Genomic DNA, 16,381 nt, shown 5'->3' with positions numbered 1-16,381 from the left:
TCACCGGCCGCATGCATCTCAGCCCGCTCATCCGAGGCGAGGATCGCCGCGAAGCCAGTCGGGTTGTCGTTGTCCCATGGGTCGCCAAACCGCTGCTCGAGCTCTTCGGCGGCGTGGCGCGGTGCGAGCTCGTTCGTCATGGCCCCTCCCCTGCCCCGCCACCTGTCAGCGGCGAGAACGCGGTCTTCCCCTGCCACGCGATCAGTGCTTCGGCCAGGCGGTCGTAGACCTCGACCTCCCCGAGGGCAGCCTTCACCCGCAGCCGATCGAGAACCTGCACCAGGCACGCCTCCAGCCACAGGGCGTCCTTCCACAGGGGCCGCGTGGACGCCCACTCCAGGTTGCGCAGCCAGAGCTGCAGGCAGGCGGCCCCGGCGAAGCACAGCTCGTAGCGGGCCGCGAGCGTGAACGCCGCCGGTGGCACATCGCGGGGCGACGGCGTGTACGCGCCCATCTCCCGCAGGACCTCCTCCGTGGCCATTCGAAGCTCCTCGGCCAGACGCGCCACCCTCTCTGTCCCCTCCCCGCGGCTGACCATGGCCTGCACCTGCTCAACCGCATCGGGCAGGCTCTGGACCACGCTGCATCCCATGCTCGACAGGAGGCTCAGCCGCTCGGGCTCGAACCCGGGGAGTGGCGCTGTCAGCGTCACCGCCTCGGTCACGCCGGTCTCGTCCCGGCGCTTGTTGCGGTAGGTGCGTGCGAGCGCCGGGAACAGGTTGATCACCGCATTCCGATTGACCAGCGTGCTCCCATCGAAGATGGCGACGATCCGGTGGTCCCGCTCCAGCTTCTGGAACATGCCGTCCGAGTACACGTTGCTCATGAAGGCCCTGGCCCCCAGGAGCTCACCGAGTTGCCCGATCATCTCGTCAGCCAGAGTGGGGACGAAGGCCTTTGTGATGGCCGAGACGACGCTCATCTCCCGGGGCAGCGCATGGAGGCTCCGGCTTGCCACCACGCTGACTGCCTCGGCGAGGAACAGCAGGGTCGCCGCCCCGCCCAGGGTCCTGCGGACCCTCGGCAGCTCGACCAGGTACCGATCGTACAGCTTGCGCTGCCTGACGAAGTCGACCGCGAGCCGCAGGGCATGATCGGCGGCACCCAGCGACAGTGCCACGCAGACGGTCCGGGTGAACTGCAGCGCCTTGAGGACGAGCTCGATGCCTTCGCCAGGCCCTCCCACGAGAGCCTCTGCGGGCACATCCGCGTCCTGGAAGGAGAGCCCGCTGATGTCGGCGCCGCGGATGCCGTGGAGCAGCTCCTTGGGCAGGCAGTGATAGCTCCCCGCCCTCAGCCGCCGCTTGTCTACCAGCAGCAGGCTGAAGCCCCGCGGGCCGCCCGCGGGGGCCGTGCGCGCGAGGACGCAGATCATGTCGCCACGCGTCGCGTTGTTGATCAACCACTTCTCCCCATTGAGTCGCCAGCCGTCCTCGGTCCTCGTCGCCGTCAGCTCCCCCGCCAGGAGGTCACTGCCATGGTGGCGCTCCGTGAGCCCCCAGGAGACAGCGGTCCCTCCGGCAATCTCCTTCCCCAGGAGTGCGCATTGCTCGGGCTCACCCGCGACCCAGACGGTGGCCGCGCCCAGGAACGTCTTCCCATGAGCGACGGCGACGGTGAGATCGCGGCGGGCGACCGTGCGCCACAGCTGCACCACCTCCTCGAAGCTGGCCTGAAGCCCGCCATGCCGCGTGGGGACGTAGTACCGGCCCAGGCCAAAGTCGTTCAGCACCCGACAGGCGTCCGCCGGGAACTCTTCCAGCTGGTCGAGCTCGGCGAAACGCGCGGGCGAGAAGGGACCGCCCTCGTGGGAGAGGCTCCCCAAGAGGCGCTCGAGCTCCGAGGCGGGCGCGCCCTGCTCGTATGGAGTGCGCGCCGTCATTCCGCGCTCCCCTCCTCCTCGGGGCTCCTGGCCTGCAGAAGCTCCGGAGGCAGGGTCTGGGGCTGGGCCTGACGCATGCTGCGCACCTGCGGATCGAGATCCTCGTGGATGAGGCTCAGCGCATTGGCGAGGAAGAGCTCGCGCATGGCGGAGCGCTGGATCTTCCCGCTCGTGGTGCGCTGCACGCTGCCAGGCTTGAGCAGCACGACACCGGCCACGCGCACGCCGAACTCCCGGGAGACGGTCGTCTTCATGCTGGACGTGATCTCGCGCAGTCGCTCCTCGGTGAACCGGCCCTTGATCTCGTGGGTGACGACGACGGCCTCCTCCTCGTCAGATCCCGAGACGGTGAAGACCGCGCCGAAACGCGTGCTGAGCTCGGGGTGCTGGGCACGGACCTCGTGCTCGATGTCCTGTGGGTAGAGGTTGCGCCCGTGGACGATCAGCATCTCCTTGATGCGGCCCGTGACGTAGATCTCTCCCTCATGAATGAGGCCGAGATCACCGGTGCGCAGATAGCCGCCGTCCCCCTCGCCCGTGCTCGCCTGGAAGGTCGCACGAGTGGCCTCCTCGTTGCGCCAGTAGCCACGCGCGACGCTCTCACCCCGCAGCCAGATCTCGCCTACGCGCCCCTCCGGGAGCACCTGGTGGGCGTCCGGGTCGACGATGCGCACATCGTAGTCTCGCGCCACGCCGCAGCTGACCAGGTGCCGCCCGGCCGCGCCGGGCTCCGCCAGCTTGAACTCATGCCGTGCCCACAGAGCGGCATCGACGTGGTGGATGACGGGCCGGCGGTGCGCACAGCCGGAGATGTAGACAGTCGCCTCCGCCATCCCGTAGCACGGGCACAGGGCGTCCTCCCGGAACCCTGCGGGAGCGAACCTCTTGGCGAAGGCCAGCAGCGTGGAGGCCTGGACAGGCTCGGAGCCATTGGCGGCGTACTCCCACCGGGACAGGTCGAGCTGAGCCAGCTGTGCGTCGGTCACACGCCGGCGGCACAGCTCGTACGCGAAGTTGGGCGCCGCGGAGTACCCGATGCCGTACTTCTCGATCATCCGCAGCCAGAGGTGTGGCCGCATGACGAAGGCGTTGGGCGTCATCAGCACACAGTCGCTGCCGAGGAACAGGGCGGGCAGCAGCTGCGCCATCAGCCCCATGTCATGGTACAGCGGGATCCATCCGCCGAACCGCGTCTGCTCGGAGAACCCCAGCCCCCGCCGGAAGCTGTCCACGTTGTGCAGCAGGTTGTGGTGGCTGACCATGACCCCCTTTGGATTGCCCGTGGAGCCGGAGGTGTACTGAAGCAGCGCGATCGTCTCGCGGCCTGTGGGCGGCATCGTCCACGCATCCGGCTGGCCGAAGTCCGCCGTGTCCGTCGCCAGGCACTGAACCTGGGCCAGGCCCTCTGCCGTGGCCCACTCCGACACGGCCGAGAGGTTCGCGCTGTCGGTGAGGACGGCCGAGATGCTGGCATCCCTGGCGATCGCCTTTACCCGCCGCCGCTGGTGCTGGTACTGGCCGGGCAGCGGAGCGGGTACGGCGATCATTCCCGCGTACAGGCAGCCGAGGAAGCCTGCCACGAAGTCCACGCCCACGGGATAGAGCAGCAGGATCCGATCTCCGGTGGGAAACCGCGCCTGCAGCCAGGACGCGACCCTCCGGGCCTCGTGATCGAGCTGGAGATAGGACAGCGAGCTCGCTCCGCCCTCTTTGTCCAGGTCACCCACGAGCGTCACCGCCACCTGATCGCGGCGGGCGCCTACGTTTTGACGAATGAGCTCGGTGACACTCGAGACGTGCTCGAAGCCAATCTTCACGGCTGCACACCTCCGCCCCTTGTCCCCTGCCGTGTGGGAGGGGGGAGGTAGCCAGTCGAGACGAAGTATTCGAGGTAGAGGGACAGGAAGGACGCGTCCATCGGCCGGCACGCGATCCCCGAGCCGGCAAGGGCTTCCTCCAGATTGTCCGTCGCGAAGTGCGGCTCACTGTCCGGGTAGCCGACGTCCGCTGAAGGCATATCCTCGGCGAACAGCGGGAAGAACCGGGTCAGTGCGTTGTCCGCTCCCTGCTCCACCGCGGCGGCCAGCTCGCGGTACCAGGTCTGGTACGGCACGCGCCGCAGCGGATACCCGCACTCCTCGAGCAGGTCGAGCATCCGGCTCCAGCGCATGGGAGTGGCGCTGGGGAGGTGGAACCGCATGCCGTGCCTCTTCCCGCTCAAGGCGATGTGCGCGACGGCCTTGGCACAGAAGTCGACCGGCACCATCTCCAGCATCACATCGAAGTCCAGGGCCGCGCCGAGCTGGATGCACCCCTTCATGGCGGCGTTCAGGAACGTGTCGGTCGAGCAGGCGCCGGTATCCTGTGCACCGGTGATCAGGCCTGGCCGGTAGATGGACACCGGGAGCCCCCGATGCCCAGCGAGTGTGACGAGCCGGTCCGAGACCCACTTCGTCTGCCGGTAGCCCCCGAGCACGTTCACCGGGTCGGTCACCTCCACCTCCTTGAAGTGATGAACCCCCGGGTGGCCCGGGAACACGGCAAGGGAGGAGATGAAGTGCAGCGGCTTGATCCGCCTCTTGCAGGCGAGCCGGAGGACCTCCTGGGTGCCCAGCACGTTGACGGCCTTGAGCCGCCGGTACGGCAGCGCGTAGCTGGACAGCGCCCCGTTGTGGACGATCATCTCCACCTGCTCCGCCAGCTCCTCGTACACGGGCCGGCTCACGCCGAAGTAGGGCCGACCCAGGTCCCCAGCCACTCCCACCACCCGGCTCTCATAGCTGTCCCGCCACAGCCCGTAGCTCGCCAGGTTCCGCCTCACGCGGTTGACGGCATCCCGTGCATCCTTCGCACGGGCCAGCGCGTACACCCTGGCCTCGGAGTGCTCGAGGATCTCGCGCAGGAGGTACGCGCCGGTGTAGCCGGTGGCCCCCGTCAGCAGGATGGTCCGGTAGGGCGCGGAGGCAGGCGCAACCGCGTCCGGAGCCGGCACGATGTCCGCGGGCAGCTGCGCCTCGGCGAAGAGATCCTCGTTGCTGAGGCTGCGCGGGCTGCCCGTGCCCGCAGCGCCCACGAGCGCCTTCGCGCCTACCATTCGGGCCAGCTCGGTGACGGTGGGGTGTTCGAACAGGCGCCGCAGGCTCAACGCGACGCCAAACTCCTCCTTCACCCGGGCCGCCATCTGCGCGGCGGCCAGCGAGTCCCCACCGAGATCGAAGAAGCTGTCCTCGACGCCCACCCGGCTCACCCCCAGCACATCCCGCCAGATCTGTGCGATCCGTATCTCCTCGGGAGTGCTCGGCGGCAGGTACGTCGTCCCCGCTGGCTCGCCTGCGTCCCGGGTCGGCAGCCGGCTGCGGTCGACCTTGCCGTTGGGCAGCTTCGGCAGCTCGTCCAGGATCACGAAGCGCGTTGGTACCATGGCCTCGGGCAGGTGCTCGCGGGCGAAGCTCGCCAGCGCGGTCCGGAGCCCGGACACCGAGGTCGAGATCAGCGGCTCATTGGCCGCGCGAGTGGGTGCGCTCATGAGTGCTGCTCCCTCGGCTCAAAGACGGCGTCGAACTCATCCAGGCGGCCATGGCTGGGGACCAGCAGCCGGACCTGGCGGCCCCGCTGCTCAGCCAGCGCTGCGACATCCTCTGGATCCATGGCGGTGGCCTCATCCGCTTCCCACAGCCTACGTTCCACCTCCCACGCGATGTCCGTCGCGGCGGCTTCTCGCAGCAGCCGCACCAGGGCCAGCGGGCGGACGAGCCGCCGGTTGGGAATACCGGTGATGGTCAGTCCGCTCGTGGCGCCGGTTCGGTCCAGGACCTGGGACAGCCCGGCAAGCGAGGCCGGCCCACCGGGGAACGCCGACCACGGCAGCACCTCGCCGTCCCCGGGCTGGCGGGCCCGCTCCGCGCCCAACAGCGTCACGTCATAGCGGAAGCAGGTCAGCTCGTTGACGGCATGGCCGCGCTTGAGCTCGATACGCACCTGGGAGGCCACGCCCAGCTGAGCGGGCAGCTTGCGGAAGAAGCCCGTGGACAGGCACAGCTCCCGCTCGGCGGCGACCTGCCTGGCCACTGCGGCCGTGAGCTCCCTCACCGGCATCAGCGCCGGCGCGCGGTGCAGCTGGACGCTGGCGTGGAATGCCTCCAGCAGGTCCAGATCGCGGACGTCCCCGACGAACACCGCGCCGCGTGCGCCGACCACCCGCACCGCCTCGCGCAGCACGCGCTCCAGGTAGTCCGTGCCCGGGAAGTACTGGATCACCGAGTTCATCACGACCGTGCTCCCGGTGTCCGGCTCCAGCCTGGCAAGGTGGCTCGCGTCACCTTGGAGCAGCTGGATGTGCGCCGGCACCTGGCCGCTGTCTCCTGCCATCGTGGCCGCCGCGGTCCGGACGGCTGCCGCGGAGACATCGATGCCCAGGTAGCGCTCGACGCGCGGAGCCACCCCCCGCAGCACCAGCCCGACTCCGACCCCGACATCCACCACGGAGCGGGGTTGCAGCGCGGTGATGCGCCCAACGGTGTGCCCAAGCCACTCCCTCATCTCCGCCGGGGGGATCGGCTCACCGGTGTAGCTGCTCGCCCAGCCGGAGAAGTCGCGATCAGGGTCACCCGCTCGCGCCCCAGTCTCCGAATCCGTGTATGCGCCCTCCCAGACCTCGCCCCAGCGCTTCACGTGCGCATCCTCGGCCACGAGATCGACCAGGTCATTCTTGGGGGAGACGAAGGCGACCAGCTCCGCCGAGCCGGACTCCTTGGTCACAGCGACGACCGCGAGGGACGCAACCTGCGGGTGCCGGGAGAGCACGCTCTCCACCTCGTCGGGCTCGACACGGTGGCCCAGGATCTTCACCTGGCGATCGACCCGGCCGAGGAACTCCAGGAGGCCATCAGAGCGCCAGCGCGCCCGATCACCGGTGCGGTACACCTGGCCCTTCTCCGAGGAGAGCACGGGGAACCGCTCCGCCGTCAGCTCGGGGCGATTGAGGTAGACACCGGCCACGCCGTCCCCGCCGATCCACAGCTCTCCGGAGACGCCGATCGGCACCGGCTGCTGAGCGGTGTCCAGCACCAGCACTTCGGTGTTGGCGATCGGCTTACCAATGGGGATGACGCCCGTCCGGGTGTCGCGCGCCGGATCCAGCTCGTGCACCGTGGACCAGATCGTCGTCTCCGTGGGGCCGTACATGTTGAAGATGCGCACCTCTGGCAGCGCAGAGACGAGCCGCTCCGCCAGCCCGCCCGGGAACGCCTCACCGCCCACCAGCACCGCGCGAGCGCCCTTGAGCGACTCCAGGGCCACCGGCTCGGCGACCACGGCCGCCAGGAACGACGGCGTGCTCTGCACGAGCGTGGCGCGGTGCCGGCTGCACAGGTCGGCGAAGGAATGCTCGGTCTCCGCCACCTCGTCTCGGTGGATCTCCCTCAGCGCGTTCAGCCCGGACAGGCCGGCGACCACGTCGTCCGCGGCGATCCCGAAGTCGACCTGGCAGGCCACCTCATCCGCCCCGATCCGCGCGAGCTGCCTCACCGTATCCGCAGTGCTGGCCGGAGAGCCGAACAGGCCGGCGCGTCCGAAGTACCGCTCGACGGCCTGATCGAGCTCCTTGTCGGTGACCGCCTCCCCGTCACTGTCCGCCACCAGCAGCGGCCGCAGCTCGGGGCTGGTGCGCAGGTACTCCCTGAACGGTGCGCGGGCCCGGTGCCTGGCCTCCTCGGCGTCGTCCAGCACGAAGGCAGGCAGGAGGACCGAGAGCCGGCCCGCTGACGGGGAGCCGCGCTCCTCCCGAGCCCGCCGGTACGCCTTGATCTTCGCCGCGAGCTCGTCGAGCCCCTGGCCCAGGAGCGGGGTGGTCACACTCAGGCCCTTCTTGCCAGCCCGCTCGAAGGACTCTGCCGAGCTGGTCGGCGAGAGCCACTCCGGCGACGCTTCCCCCTGCTGGGACGAGGAGGGCCGCTCGGTGGCTGGCGTGCCGCTGCCTGCCTGGCTCCGGGCCAACCCGAAGCCGTGCTGCTGGGCGAAGGAGGCCACCTGCTGTGCCAGCGAGGGACTGCCGGGGGACAGGGGCGCAGAGGAAGTCCCGGGCAAGAGCAGGCTGAAGCCCAGCGCGGTGGTCGGCAGGCCCTCGTCCCGCACCATGTTCTTGATCAGCCGCTCACCCGCAACGACCACCTGGGCGCCCTGGGTCAGCGGCCACAGCAGCTCCAGCACCGAGATGTCGAAGGACATGCTCGTCACCGCGAGCACGACGTCCTGGGGCCCGCAGCCGATGCGAGCGTCCATGCCCATGAAGAAGTTGACCACGTTGCGGTGCCGGACCACCGTGCCCTTCGGCTTGCCGGTGGAGCCGGACGTGTAGATGACGTACGCCGGGTCATCTCCGCTGGCTCCGGACTCCACGGATGTCCTGGGCTGCGCGGCGATCCTCGCCGCGTCGGCATCCACGAGCACGACGCGCTCCGCAGTGATGCCCGCAGGCCCCGCACGCTCGGTGATGAGGCAGTGGATGCCTGCGTCGGACGCGATGAACTCCAGGCGGTTCTTCGGGAAGGCGGGATCAAGAGGCACGTAGGCCGCGCCAGCCTTGAGCACCGCGAGCAGCGAGATGACCAGGTCCGCGCTGCGCCGCAGGCTCACGCCGACCAGATCTCTGCGCCGCACGCCCAGCTCGCGGAGCTGATGGGCCAGCTGGTTGGCGCGCGCGTCCATCTCCGCGTAGCTCACCTGGCTCCACCGGTGCGCGAGGGCGGCCGCCTCAGCGCTCCGCCGGGCCTGACGCTCGATCAGGCCGTGCACGGTGAGCGCCTTGTCGTACGCCACCGCGGTGTCGTTCCAACCCGCGATCAGGTCCAGCTCCCGCCGGTCCATCAACTCCACCGCCGCGATGCTGGCCGTGGGCGTGCTCGCGACGGCCTCCAGCGCCCGCCGGTAGTAACCGGTGAGGCGCTCGCAGAACTCGAGGTCCAGCACCGAGACGTCACAGTCCAGCCAGAGCTGGAGGCGCCCATGCACCGGATCAATCAGGAAGTTGGCGGCGAGCGGGAAGTTCGTCTCGGCCACCCCGATGCCCTCCAGGATCAGCGCGTCCGCGGACTCTCCCACGTGCCACTGCTGGTGGAAGTCCATGAAGTTGACGTAGCTGTCCAGCTGGAGCGCCCCGCCGAGATCCCGCTGGATCTGAGCGAAGGGATAGCGCCGGTAGGGCGCGGAGTCCCGCTCATGCTCGAAGATCCGGCGCGCCGTCGAGAGCAGGCTCGCCTCCTTCGTGTCGACACGCAACGGGAGCGTGTTGAGGAAGACGCCGATGACCTCATCACCCCCCTCCTCCTCCAGCCGTCCGTTGGAGACGACCCCCGTGATCACCTCATCGGAGCTGCAGACCCGTCGCAGCACCGCCACGTGTGCCGTAGCGAGCAGTGCCTTGAGGGGCAGCGCCTCCTGCCGGGCGGCCTGCCGCAGCCGCTCTGCGACCTCGGCGGAGAGCGGCACATCGAAGGACCTGTGCGTGGTGCGGCGTTGCTCCCCCAGCAGCGTGGCCCTCCGGGGCAGCGGTGCTGCCTCCCCCCCCTCCAACAAGGTCTTCCAGAAGCGGCGGGCCTGCTCGTCCGCCAGGATCCGCCGCTCCTCGGCCACGAAGTCCTGATACATGGAGGGGACCGCTGGCAGCCACAGCTCCTCGCCGGACAGCCGGGCGCGGTACCGGGAGACGATCTCCTCGAGCATCGCCGAGTCGCTCCACCCATCGAGCACCACGTGGTGTTCGACCACCGAGAGCTGGAAGGAGCCCTCGCCGCGCCGGTGCACCGTGAAGGCGAGCAACGGCGGCGCAGCCGGATCGAACCGGCGGAACTTCGCGCGATCGATCCACTCCCGGACGGTCTGCCGCTGGGCGGCCTCATCGAGCCCGCCGAGATCGTTGGCGATCTCCAGCGGCACCTCTACCTCGCGGTGCACCAGCTGGAGCGGCTCGGAGTAGATGGACAGGTCGAACGAGCTGCGCAGGGCCGGGTGGCGGCGGAAGGTGTCCGCGAGGGCCCGGCGCAGCACAGCCTCGTCGAACCTGGCAGCGACATGAAGGCTGGTCACCACCCGGTAGACGGCTGTCTCGTCGTCAAACTCGGCGTGGAACAGCATGCCTGCCTGCATCGCGCTCAGGGGGTAGGCATCCTCCAGCCCCTCTGGCAGGCGCGCTCGATCCCCCGCACGCACCAGCTCGAACGGCGCCAGGCGGGCGCGGCCCGAGGCGCTGCTGTCCAGCGGGCGCAGCTGCTTTGCCAGCTCACGGATGGTCGGGAAGCGGAAGAGCTCCTGGATGGTGAACGTGTGGCCGCGCTTCTCCAGGGCGGCACGGACCCGGATGCTCTGCATCGAGTCGCCACCGAGCGAGAAGAACGAGTCTTCCACGCCGAACTGATGGAGCCCCAGCACCTCGCGCCACACCTCGTGCAGCAGCCGCTCCTCCGGCGTGGCGGGCAGTGCGGTGGGACCCGCCGACACCGCCGTCGGCTCGGGCAAGGCGCGCCGATCGATCTTGCCGTTGGGCGACAGCGGGAGCGCGTCCAGGAACAGGACATGCGCTGGGACCATGTACTCGGGGAGCTGCCGGGCCAGGAAGTCCACCAGCTCCTCCTGCGCAGGCACGCTCGGCTTTCTGGCGACCACATAGGCGACGAGGCGACGGTCCCCGCGGGTTCGCTCCCAGGTCGTGACGACGGCCTGCTCGACGGCCGGGTGTGACAGCAGCGCCGATTCGATCTCGCCCAGCTCGATCCGGAATCCGCGCACCTTGACCTGGTGATCGAGCCGGCCGAGGAACTCGATCGCCCCGTCCTTGCGATAGCGGGCGAGATCACCCGTGCGGTACAGGTTCCCGGGGCCAAAGGGATTGGGGACGAACCGCTCCTGCGTCAGCTCGGGGCGATTGACGTAGCCCGAGGCCACCTGGACGCCCCCGATGTAGAGCTCCCCTGGAACGCCAACCGGAGTCAGCCCTCCGCTCTGGTCGAGCAGGTAGATGCTGGTATTGGCCACTGGGCGCCCGATGGGAACCGAGCCCGTGGCATCCTCCGGGCTGCACTTCCAGTACGTGACGTCGATGGAGGCCTCGGTCGGCCCGTAGAGGTTGTGCAGCTCGACACCGTGCTCCTTGGCGTCGAACCGCTCAAAGAACGCGCGGACGGTCTCTGGCCGCAGGGCCTCACCACTGCAGACCACCCTGCGCAGCCCCATCGTGGTAGCGGACTCCGGCTCGGCCAGGAACAGGTCGAGCATGGGCGGGACAAAGTGCAGCGTGGTCACGGCCTGCTCGCGGATCGTCCTCGCCACATAGCGGGGATCCCGGTGCGCACCGGGCTCCGCGAGGAACAGCCGGCTCCCGACGAGGAGCGGCCAGAAGAACTCCCAGACCGACACATCGAAGGTGAACGGCGTCTTCTGCAGCACGCAGTCCGCGGGACCGAGGTGATACTCCTCCTGCATCCAGAGCAGCCGGTTGACCACACCCCGGTGTGGCACCGCGACGCCCTTGGGCTGCCCGGTCGAGCCCGACGTGTAGATCACATATGCGGTGTCCTCCGGGGTGGCCGCCCGTGGCAGCGGCGTGGCCAGCGCTGGCAGCCTGGCAAGCAGCTCGTCCACCGGCACCCGCTCGACGGCGAGCCCGGCGAGCCGGCCCTGCAGCGTCGAGCGGCTGAGCACCACGCGGATGTTGGCGTTGCGGAGCTGGTACTCCACCCGGGGAAGGGGCAGCTCGGGGTCGAGGGGGACATAGGCCGCGCCAGCCTTGAGCACCGCGAGCAGGCTGACCACCAGCTCGAGCGAGCGCTCCTCGTACACCCCCACGTACTGCCCAGCCCCCACGCCCTGCTCGCGCAGGTAGGCCGCAAGCCGATCGGAGCGATCGGCCAGCTCGCGGTAGCTCATGGTCCCGCCGGCCACCGCAGTGGCTGGCGCATCGGGGGTACGCCGGGCCTGCTCGTCGATCAGCTCGTGCAGACACTTCGAGAGATCGTAGGGCCGCGCGGTGGCGTTGAGCTGCTCGAGCAGCTGCTGGCGTTCTCCAGGCAGGAGGAGGTCCAGGCCGTGGAGTGGCTCCGCGGGATCGGCACCGGTCACCGCCTCCAGGAAGCGGAGGAAGCGCTGCTGATGCGTGGCAAGGTCATTCGCGCTGAAGAGCTCGGGGTTCGCGTCGAAGTAGAGCTGCAGCTCCGAGGCATCGGACTTGCCGTAGAAGCCGATCAGGAGCTCCCGGACCGGGCCCGACGAGAGGTAATGAGCGGTCGCCGGATGCTCGGCGAACTGCACGGCGTGCTCGAACGAGACCACATTGACGACCGAGCCGTAGAGATCCCGATCACCCCCGGCGGACCTGATCTCCTGCTGCAGGTCCTCGCCACGGTAGCGCTGGTGCTTCAGCACCAGCCCCACCTGCTCCGACACCTGCCGGACGAGCTCACCCAGCGTCGTGGTCGGATGCACCGTCAGTCGCAGCGGCAGCTCGTTCGCCATCATGCAGGGGGTCGAACGCGAGACAGGTGTCAGCCGGGTGGAGACCGGCAGGCCGAGGACGATCTCCTCCATGCCGGTCAGCCGGTGCATGTAGGCCGCCGTTGCGGCGATCACGATCACGGACCAGCGTGTCTGCGCGCGCTGAGCCGCCGCCCGCAGCTTGTCCGTGCTGGAAGGCGAGAGGTGCGCCGTCCTTCGCAGCAAGCCCCGGGACAGCATCGTCGCGCGGCTGGAGAGGCGAGCCGTCTCGGGCGGCGCGGCGAACTTCTCCCGCCAGAACTTCTGGTCGCGCTCGAACTGCGGCGAGGCGCGGTAGCCGGAGTCCTCCTCCAGCAGACTCTGGAGGGAGCCAAAGCCGGTGGCCACGTCGTCACGGCCGCGCGCCAGCGCCGAGTAGAGCTCGGCCACCTTCCGCCAGTAGAGCAGCTGGCCGAAGCCGTCCATCACGATGTGGTGATAGCGGAGGTAGAAGAGAAATCGATCGGCCGCCACTCGGAAGAGGGCGTGGTGGACAAGGGGGCCGCGGCCGAGATCCACCGGCCTGAGGAGATCGTCCCTCATCCACCCATCGGCGGACTGCAACGGGTCCCGGTCGCTGCTGACATCGATGATGTCGAGAGCGACGTGGGGCGACGGCTCCAGGATCTGCCACGGGCCCTCTGCATCCTCGATGAACCGGACGCGCAGCGGCTCGGTCTCCGCGACAGCCCTGCGCACTGCTTCCTCGAGGAGCGCCGGCTCGACGGGCCCATGGATCTCAAGGTACCCACCACAGTTGTAGCGCGGATTGCTGGGATCCAACTGTTGAGCAACCCACACTCCACGCTGGGCAGCCGACAATGGCCAGCGTGGAGCCCGCGCTTCAGCGGCCTTCTTCATGTAACTCATCTGCAACAGGTTTCGCTGATAGAGCACGGCAACGTCAAGTCGAGACCAGATTATCCAGATACAGCAAATTTAACAGCTTTAGCGAAATACAATGTAAACCGGGGAAACCCAGGACGTTGTGCCGTATCAGGAGCACGTGCCAGGGCGCGCCGCAGCAGGGGCTCGCAGCTGAGGAGCCTGTAAAGGAGTTCCCCATGGCAGGCGACATGAAGAACGTCGGCGATGAAGACTTCTTCCTGGAAATCATCGAGTCGGACACGCCCGCACTCGTAGACTTCTGGGCCACATGATGCCACTCCCCCACCCTTGCGAGGATCCATGAGCCGACGCAGCTCCCATCCCGACGTCACCATTCCCGAGGTTCCACTCCCGGAGTTCGTGCTCGGCCGGGCCGCCGGGCTGGGCGACAAACCCGCCCTCATTGACGCCTCGACAGGCCGGGTGATGACGTACGCAGAGCTGGCCAGAGCAGTCCAGCGTGCGGCCGCCGGGCTGGCGGCGCGGGGCTTCCAGAAGGGCAACGTCCTCGCGCTCTGCAGTCCCAACCTGCTGGAGTACGCGGTCGTCTTCCACGCCGCGGCGATGCTGGGCGGCGTCATCACCCCCGTCAACCCACTGTCCCTCGCCAGCGAGATGGCCACCCAGCTCAAGGACTCGGGGGCCCGGTATGTGGTCACCGTGCCGGCGCTGCTGGGAAAGGTCCAGGAGGCAACTGCCCAGACGGGCGTGCAGCAGGTCTTCGTGCTGGGAGACTCTGACACGGCGCTCTCGTTTGAGGCGCTGCTCGCCCACGATGGGCCTCCGCCTCGCGTGGAGATCGATCCCCGCACGGACCTGGTGGTGCTGCCCTACTCCAGTGGCACCTCCGGCCTCCCCAAGGGCGTGATGCTGACGCACTACAACATGGTCGCCAACCTCCGCCAGTCCGCGGAACTGCTGCCCCTGCGGGAGGATGACGTCCTGATCGCCGCGCTGCCCTTCTTCCACATCGCCGGGCTCGCCGTCGTCCTCCTGCTGGGGTTGTCTCAGGGCACCACCCTCATTGTGCTGCCGCGCTTCGAGATGGAGCCCTTCCTGCAAGCGCTGCAGAAGTACCGGGTCACGACGGCGGTGCTGGTCCCACCGATCATGCTGGCCCTGGCCAAGAGCCCCCTGGTCAGCCAGTACGATCTGTCCGCGCTGCGGCAGATCCTCGGTGGGGCCGCGCCGCTCAGCGCCGAGATCGAGCAGGCCTGCGCCGCGCGCCTGGGCTGCATTGTCGGGCAGGGCTTCGGCATGACGGAGGTCGGAGGCCTGCTCTCCGCGAACCCGCTCGGCGCCCGTGAGCGGATCAAGCACGGCGCGGCGGGGCTGCTTGCCCCCAACACCGAGTGCCGGGTCATCGATCTGGAGACGGGGGCTGACCTTGGCCCAAATCAGCACGGCGAGATCTGGTTCCGTGGCCCCCAGGTGATGCGTGGCTACCTCCATCAGCCGGAGGCGACCTCGGCGGCGCTCGATGCCGGTGGATGGCTGCACACGGGCGACATCGGCTACGTGGACGAGGAGGGCTCTCTCTATGTGGTGGACCGGCTCAAGGAGCTCATCAAGTACAAGGCCTGGCAGGTGGCGCCGGCGGAGCTGGAAGCGGTCCTGCTGACTCACCCCGCGGTGGCCGACGCGGCGGTCATCCCCAGCCGGGACGAGGAGGCGGGTGAGGTTCCGAAGGCCCTCGTCGTGACCCGAGCGCAGGTGACGGCGGAGGAGCTGCTCGAGTTTGTTGCCGCTCGCGTGGCGCCCTACAAGCGGATCCACAAGCTCGCCTTCATCGAGCAGATTCCGAAGACGCCTTCCGGAAAGATCCTGCGCCGCCTCCTGGTCGCGCGCGAGCGGGCCACGGCGGGGCCCGCGTAAGCGCGGAGAGGCTGGGAGCTGGCTATTAGCCGGGGCGCGTCACCGCGGCGGCGAGCTTCGCTCCGCACTCATCGATCGCCGGGCCGACGAAGTCGATGACTCCGCCCATGTTGAAGAAGCCATGGATCGTGGTCTCGTACCGGCGCAGCTCGACGGGCACGCCGGCTTCCCTGAGCAAGCGGGCGTAGTGCTCCACATCGTCGCGAATGATGTCGAAGTTGGCGGAGACGACATAGGCGGGGGGAAGCCCCGAGAGATCCTCCCGGAGAATGGGGGAGACTCGCGGACTCTGGACGTCCGCCGCGTTGGCGGCGTACAGCGAGTACAGCCAGTCCAGCGCCTCCGGCTCGAACCAGTACCCCCTGGCGAAGAGCGACATCGAGCGGCTCCCGCCGCGCGTGCCGACCGCGGGATAGATCAACAGCTGGAACGCGATGGGGGGGCCACCCTGGTCGCGCGCCATGTGGGTCACCACGGCCGCCAACATGCCCCCACCGGAATCCCCAGCGACCGCGAGCCGTTTCGGGTCTCCGCCGAAGCTGCCAGCATGCTCGCGGGCCCATACCAGTGCGGCGTAGCAGTCATCGGTCGCGGCAGGAGAGCGGTGCTCTGGCGGCTGCCTGTAGGCGACCGAGACGACAATGGCGCCTGAGGCGCGCGCGAGGCGCCGGCAGATCGCGTCGTACGAGTCGAGGCTGCCCATGACGAGTCCGCCGCCCTTGTAGAACAGGACCACGGGCAACGCGGCGGCCCCCTGAGGACCGGGGTGGTAGATGCGAACGGGGACGTCTCCGGCAGGGCCCTTGAAGGCGGTGTTGGTCACCGCCACCTCGACGGGGGCGATGTCGACCTTCGCATAGAAGGCGTCGAACGCCTTGCGCATCTGCGCCGGGGACATGTTCACGGGATCCAGGAACGGATCAGCCGCGACGCGCTTGAGCATCTCTCGAGTCTGCGGGTCGACATCGGGCTGGACAGCAGCCTCTTCCGGGGCCGCTCCGCTCGTGCTGCTCGGGATTGCACTCTTCACCGATTCCTCCGTGCTCGTGGCAAGGGCTCGCCAGGCTTCATGATACCTGCCCACCCACGACAGCGACGAGGAGATCGCCCAGCCGGCCAGGCTCTTCGCGGGATGAGACTGGCCCTGGGGGGCGTTGAGGGACGTTGACCCCCTTGCAGCGACGCTCCGGGCTCGGTATAGGGGGCTCCCATCAA

At 68.9% G+C, this 16,381-nt stretch carries 6 protein-coding genes; 1 reads left to right on the top strand and 5 read right to left on the bottom strand.

What is annotated here, in order from left to right; translation table 11 throughout:
• Positions 1-136 precede the first annotated feature (136 nt).
• Genes VD972_RS19625 through VD972_RS19610 form a run of 4 tightly spaced genes read right to left on the bottom strand, consistent with a single transcriptional unit; the run spans position 137 to position 13,264 of the window.
• Positions 137-1,882, bottom strand: coding sequence for an acyl-CoA dehydrogenase family protein (locus VD972_RS19625; protein ID WP_324989205.1), 1,746 nt, complete (start codon positions 1,880-1,882; stop codon positions 137-139).
• Positions 1,879-3,699 (bottom strand): fatty acyl-AMP ligase, encoded by a 1,821-nt coding sequence (locus VD972_RS19620; protein WP_324989203.1) that lies wholly within the window; start codon positions 3,697-3,699, stop codon positions 1,879-1,881. The genes VD972_RS19625 and VD972_RS19620 overlap by 4 nt, the downstream gene beginning before the upstream one ends.
• Positions 3,696-5,408 (bottom strand): thioester reductase domain-containing protein, encoded by a 1,713-nt coding sequence (locus VD972_RS19615; RefSeq protein ID WP_324989201.1) that lies wholly within the window; start codon positions 5,406-5,408, stop codon positions 3,696-3,698. Before VD972_RS19615 ends, VD972_RS19620 begins: the two co-directional genes overlap by 4 nt.
• Positions 5,405-13,264: a non-ribosomal peptide synthetase gene (locus VD972_RS19610; RefSeq protein ID WP_324989199.1), complete on the bottom strand. Its 7,860-nt coding sequence runs from the start codon at positions 13,262-13,264 to the stop codon at positions 5,405-5,407. The genes VD972_RS19615 and VD972_RS19610 overlap by 4 nt, the downstream gene beginning before the upstream one ends.
• Positions 13,265-13,591: 327 nt before the next feature.
• On the opposite strand from VD972_RS19610, the gene VD972_RS19605 reads away from it, so the two are divergent.
• Positions 13,592-15,166, top strand: coding sequence for an AMP-binding protein (locus VD972_RS19605; RefSeq protein ID WP_324989198.1), 1,575 nt, complete (start codon positions 13,592-13,594; stop codon positions 15,164-15,166).
• Positions 15,167-15,191: 25 nt separating this feature from the next.
• Here the strand turns inward: VD972_RS19605 and VD972_RS19600 are convergent, their stop codons facing one another.
• Complete coding sequence (locus VD972_RS19600; protein ID WP_324989197.1) at positions 15,192-16,196, bottom strand: alpha/beta hydrolase; 1,005 nt, start codon at positions 16,194-16,196, stop codon at positions 15,192-15,194.
• Between the last annotated feature and the right edge of the window lie 185 nt (positions 16,197-16,381).

It is taken from the genome of Hyalangium sp. (assembly GCF_035629615.1).
Lineage (GTDB): Bacteria > Myxococcota > Myxococcia > Myxococcales > Myxococcaceae > Hyalangium.
This window is presented reverse-complemented; position numbering and strand designations above follow the sequence as displayed.

Bases quoted from the DNA above. Each gene is read 5' to 3' on its own strand.
- VD972_RS19625 (WP_324989205.1), bottom strand. From the start codon at position 1,882: ATGACGGCGCGCACTCCATACGAGCAGGGCGCGCCCGCCTCGGAGCTC.
- VD972_RS19615 (WP_324989201.1), bottom strand. From the start codon at position 5,408: ATGAGCGCACCCACTCGCGCGGCCAATGAGCCGCTGATCTCGACCTCG.
- VD972_RS19610 (WP_324989199.1), bottom strand. From the start codon at position 13,264: ATGAAGAAGGCCGCTGAAGCGCGGGCTCCACGCTGGCCATTGTCGGCT.
- VD972_RS19605 (WP_324989198.1), top strand. From the start codon at position 13,592: ATGAGCCGACGCAGCTCCCATCCCGACGTCACCATTCCCGAGGTTCCA.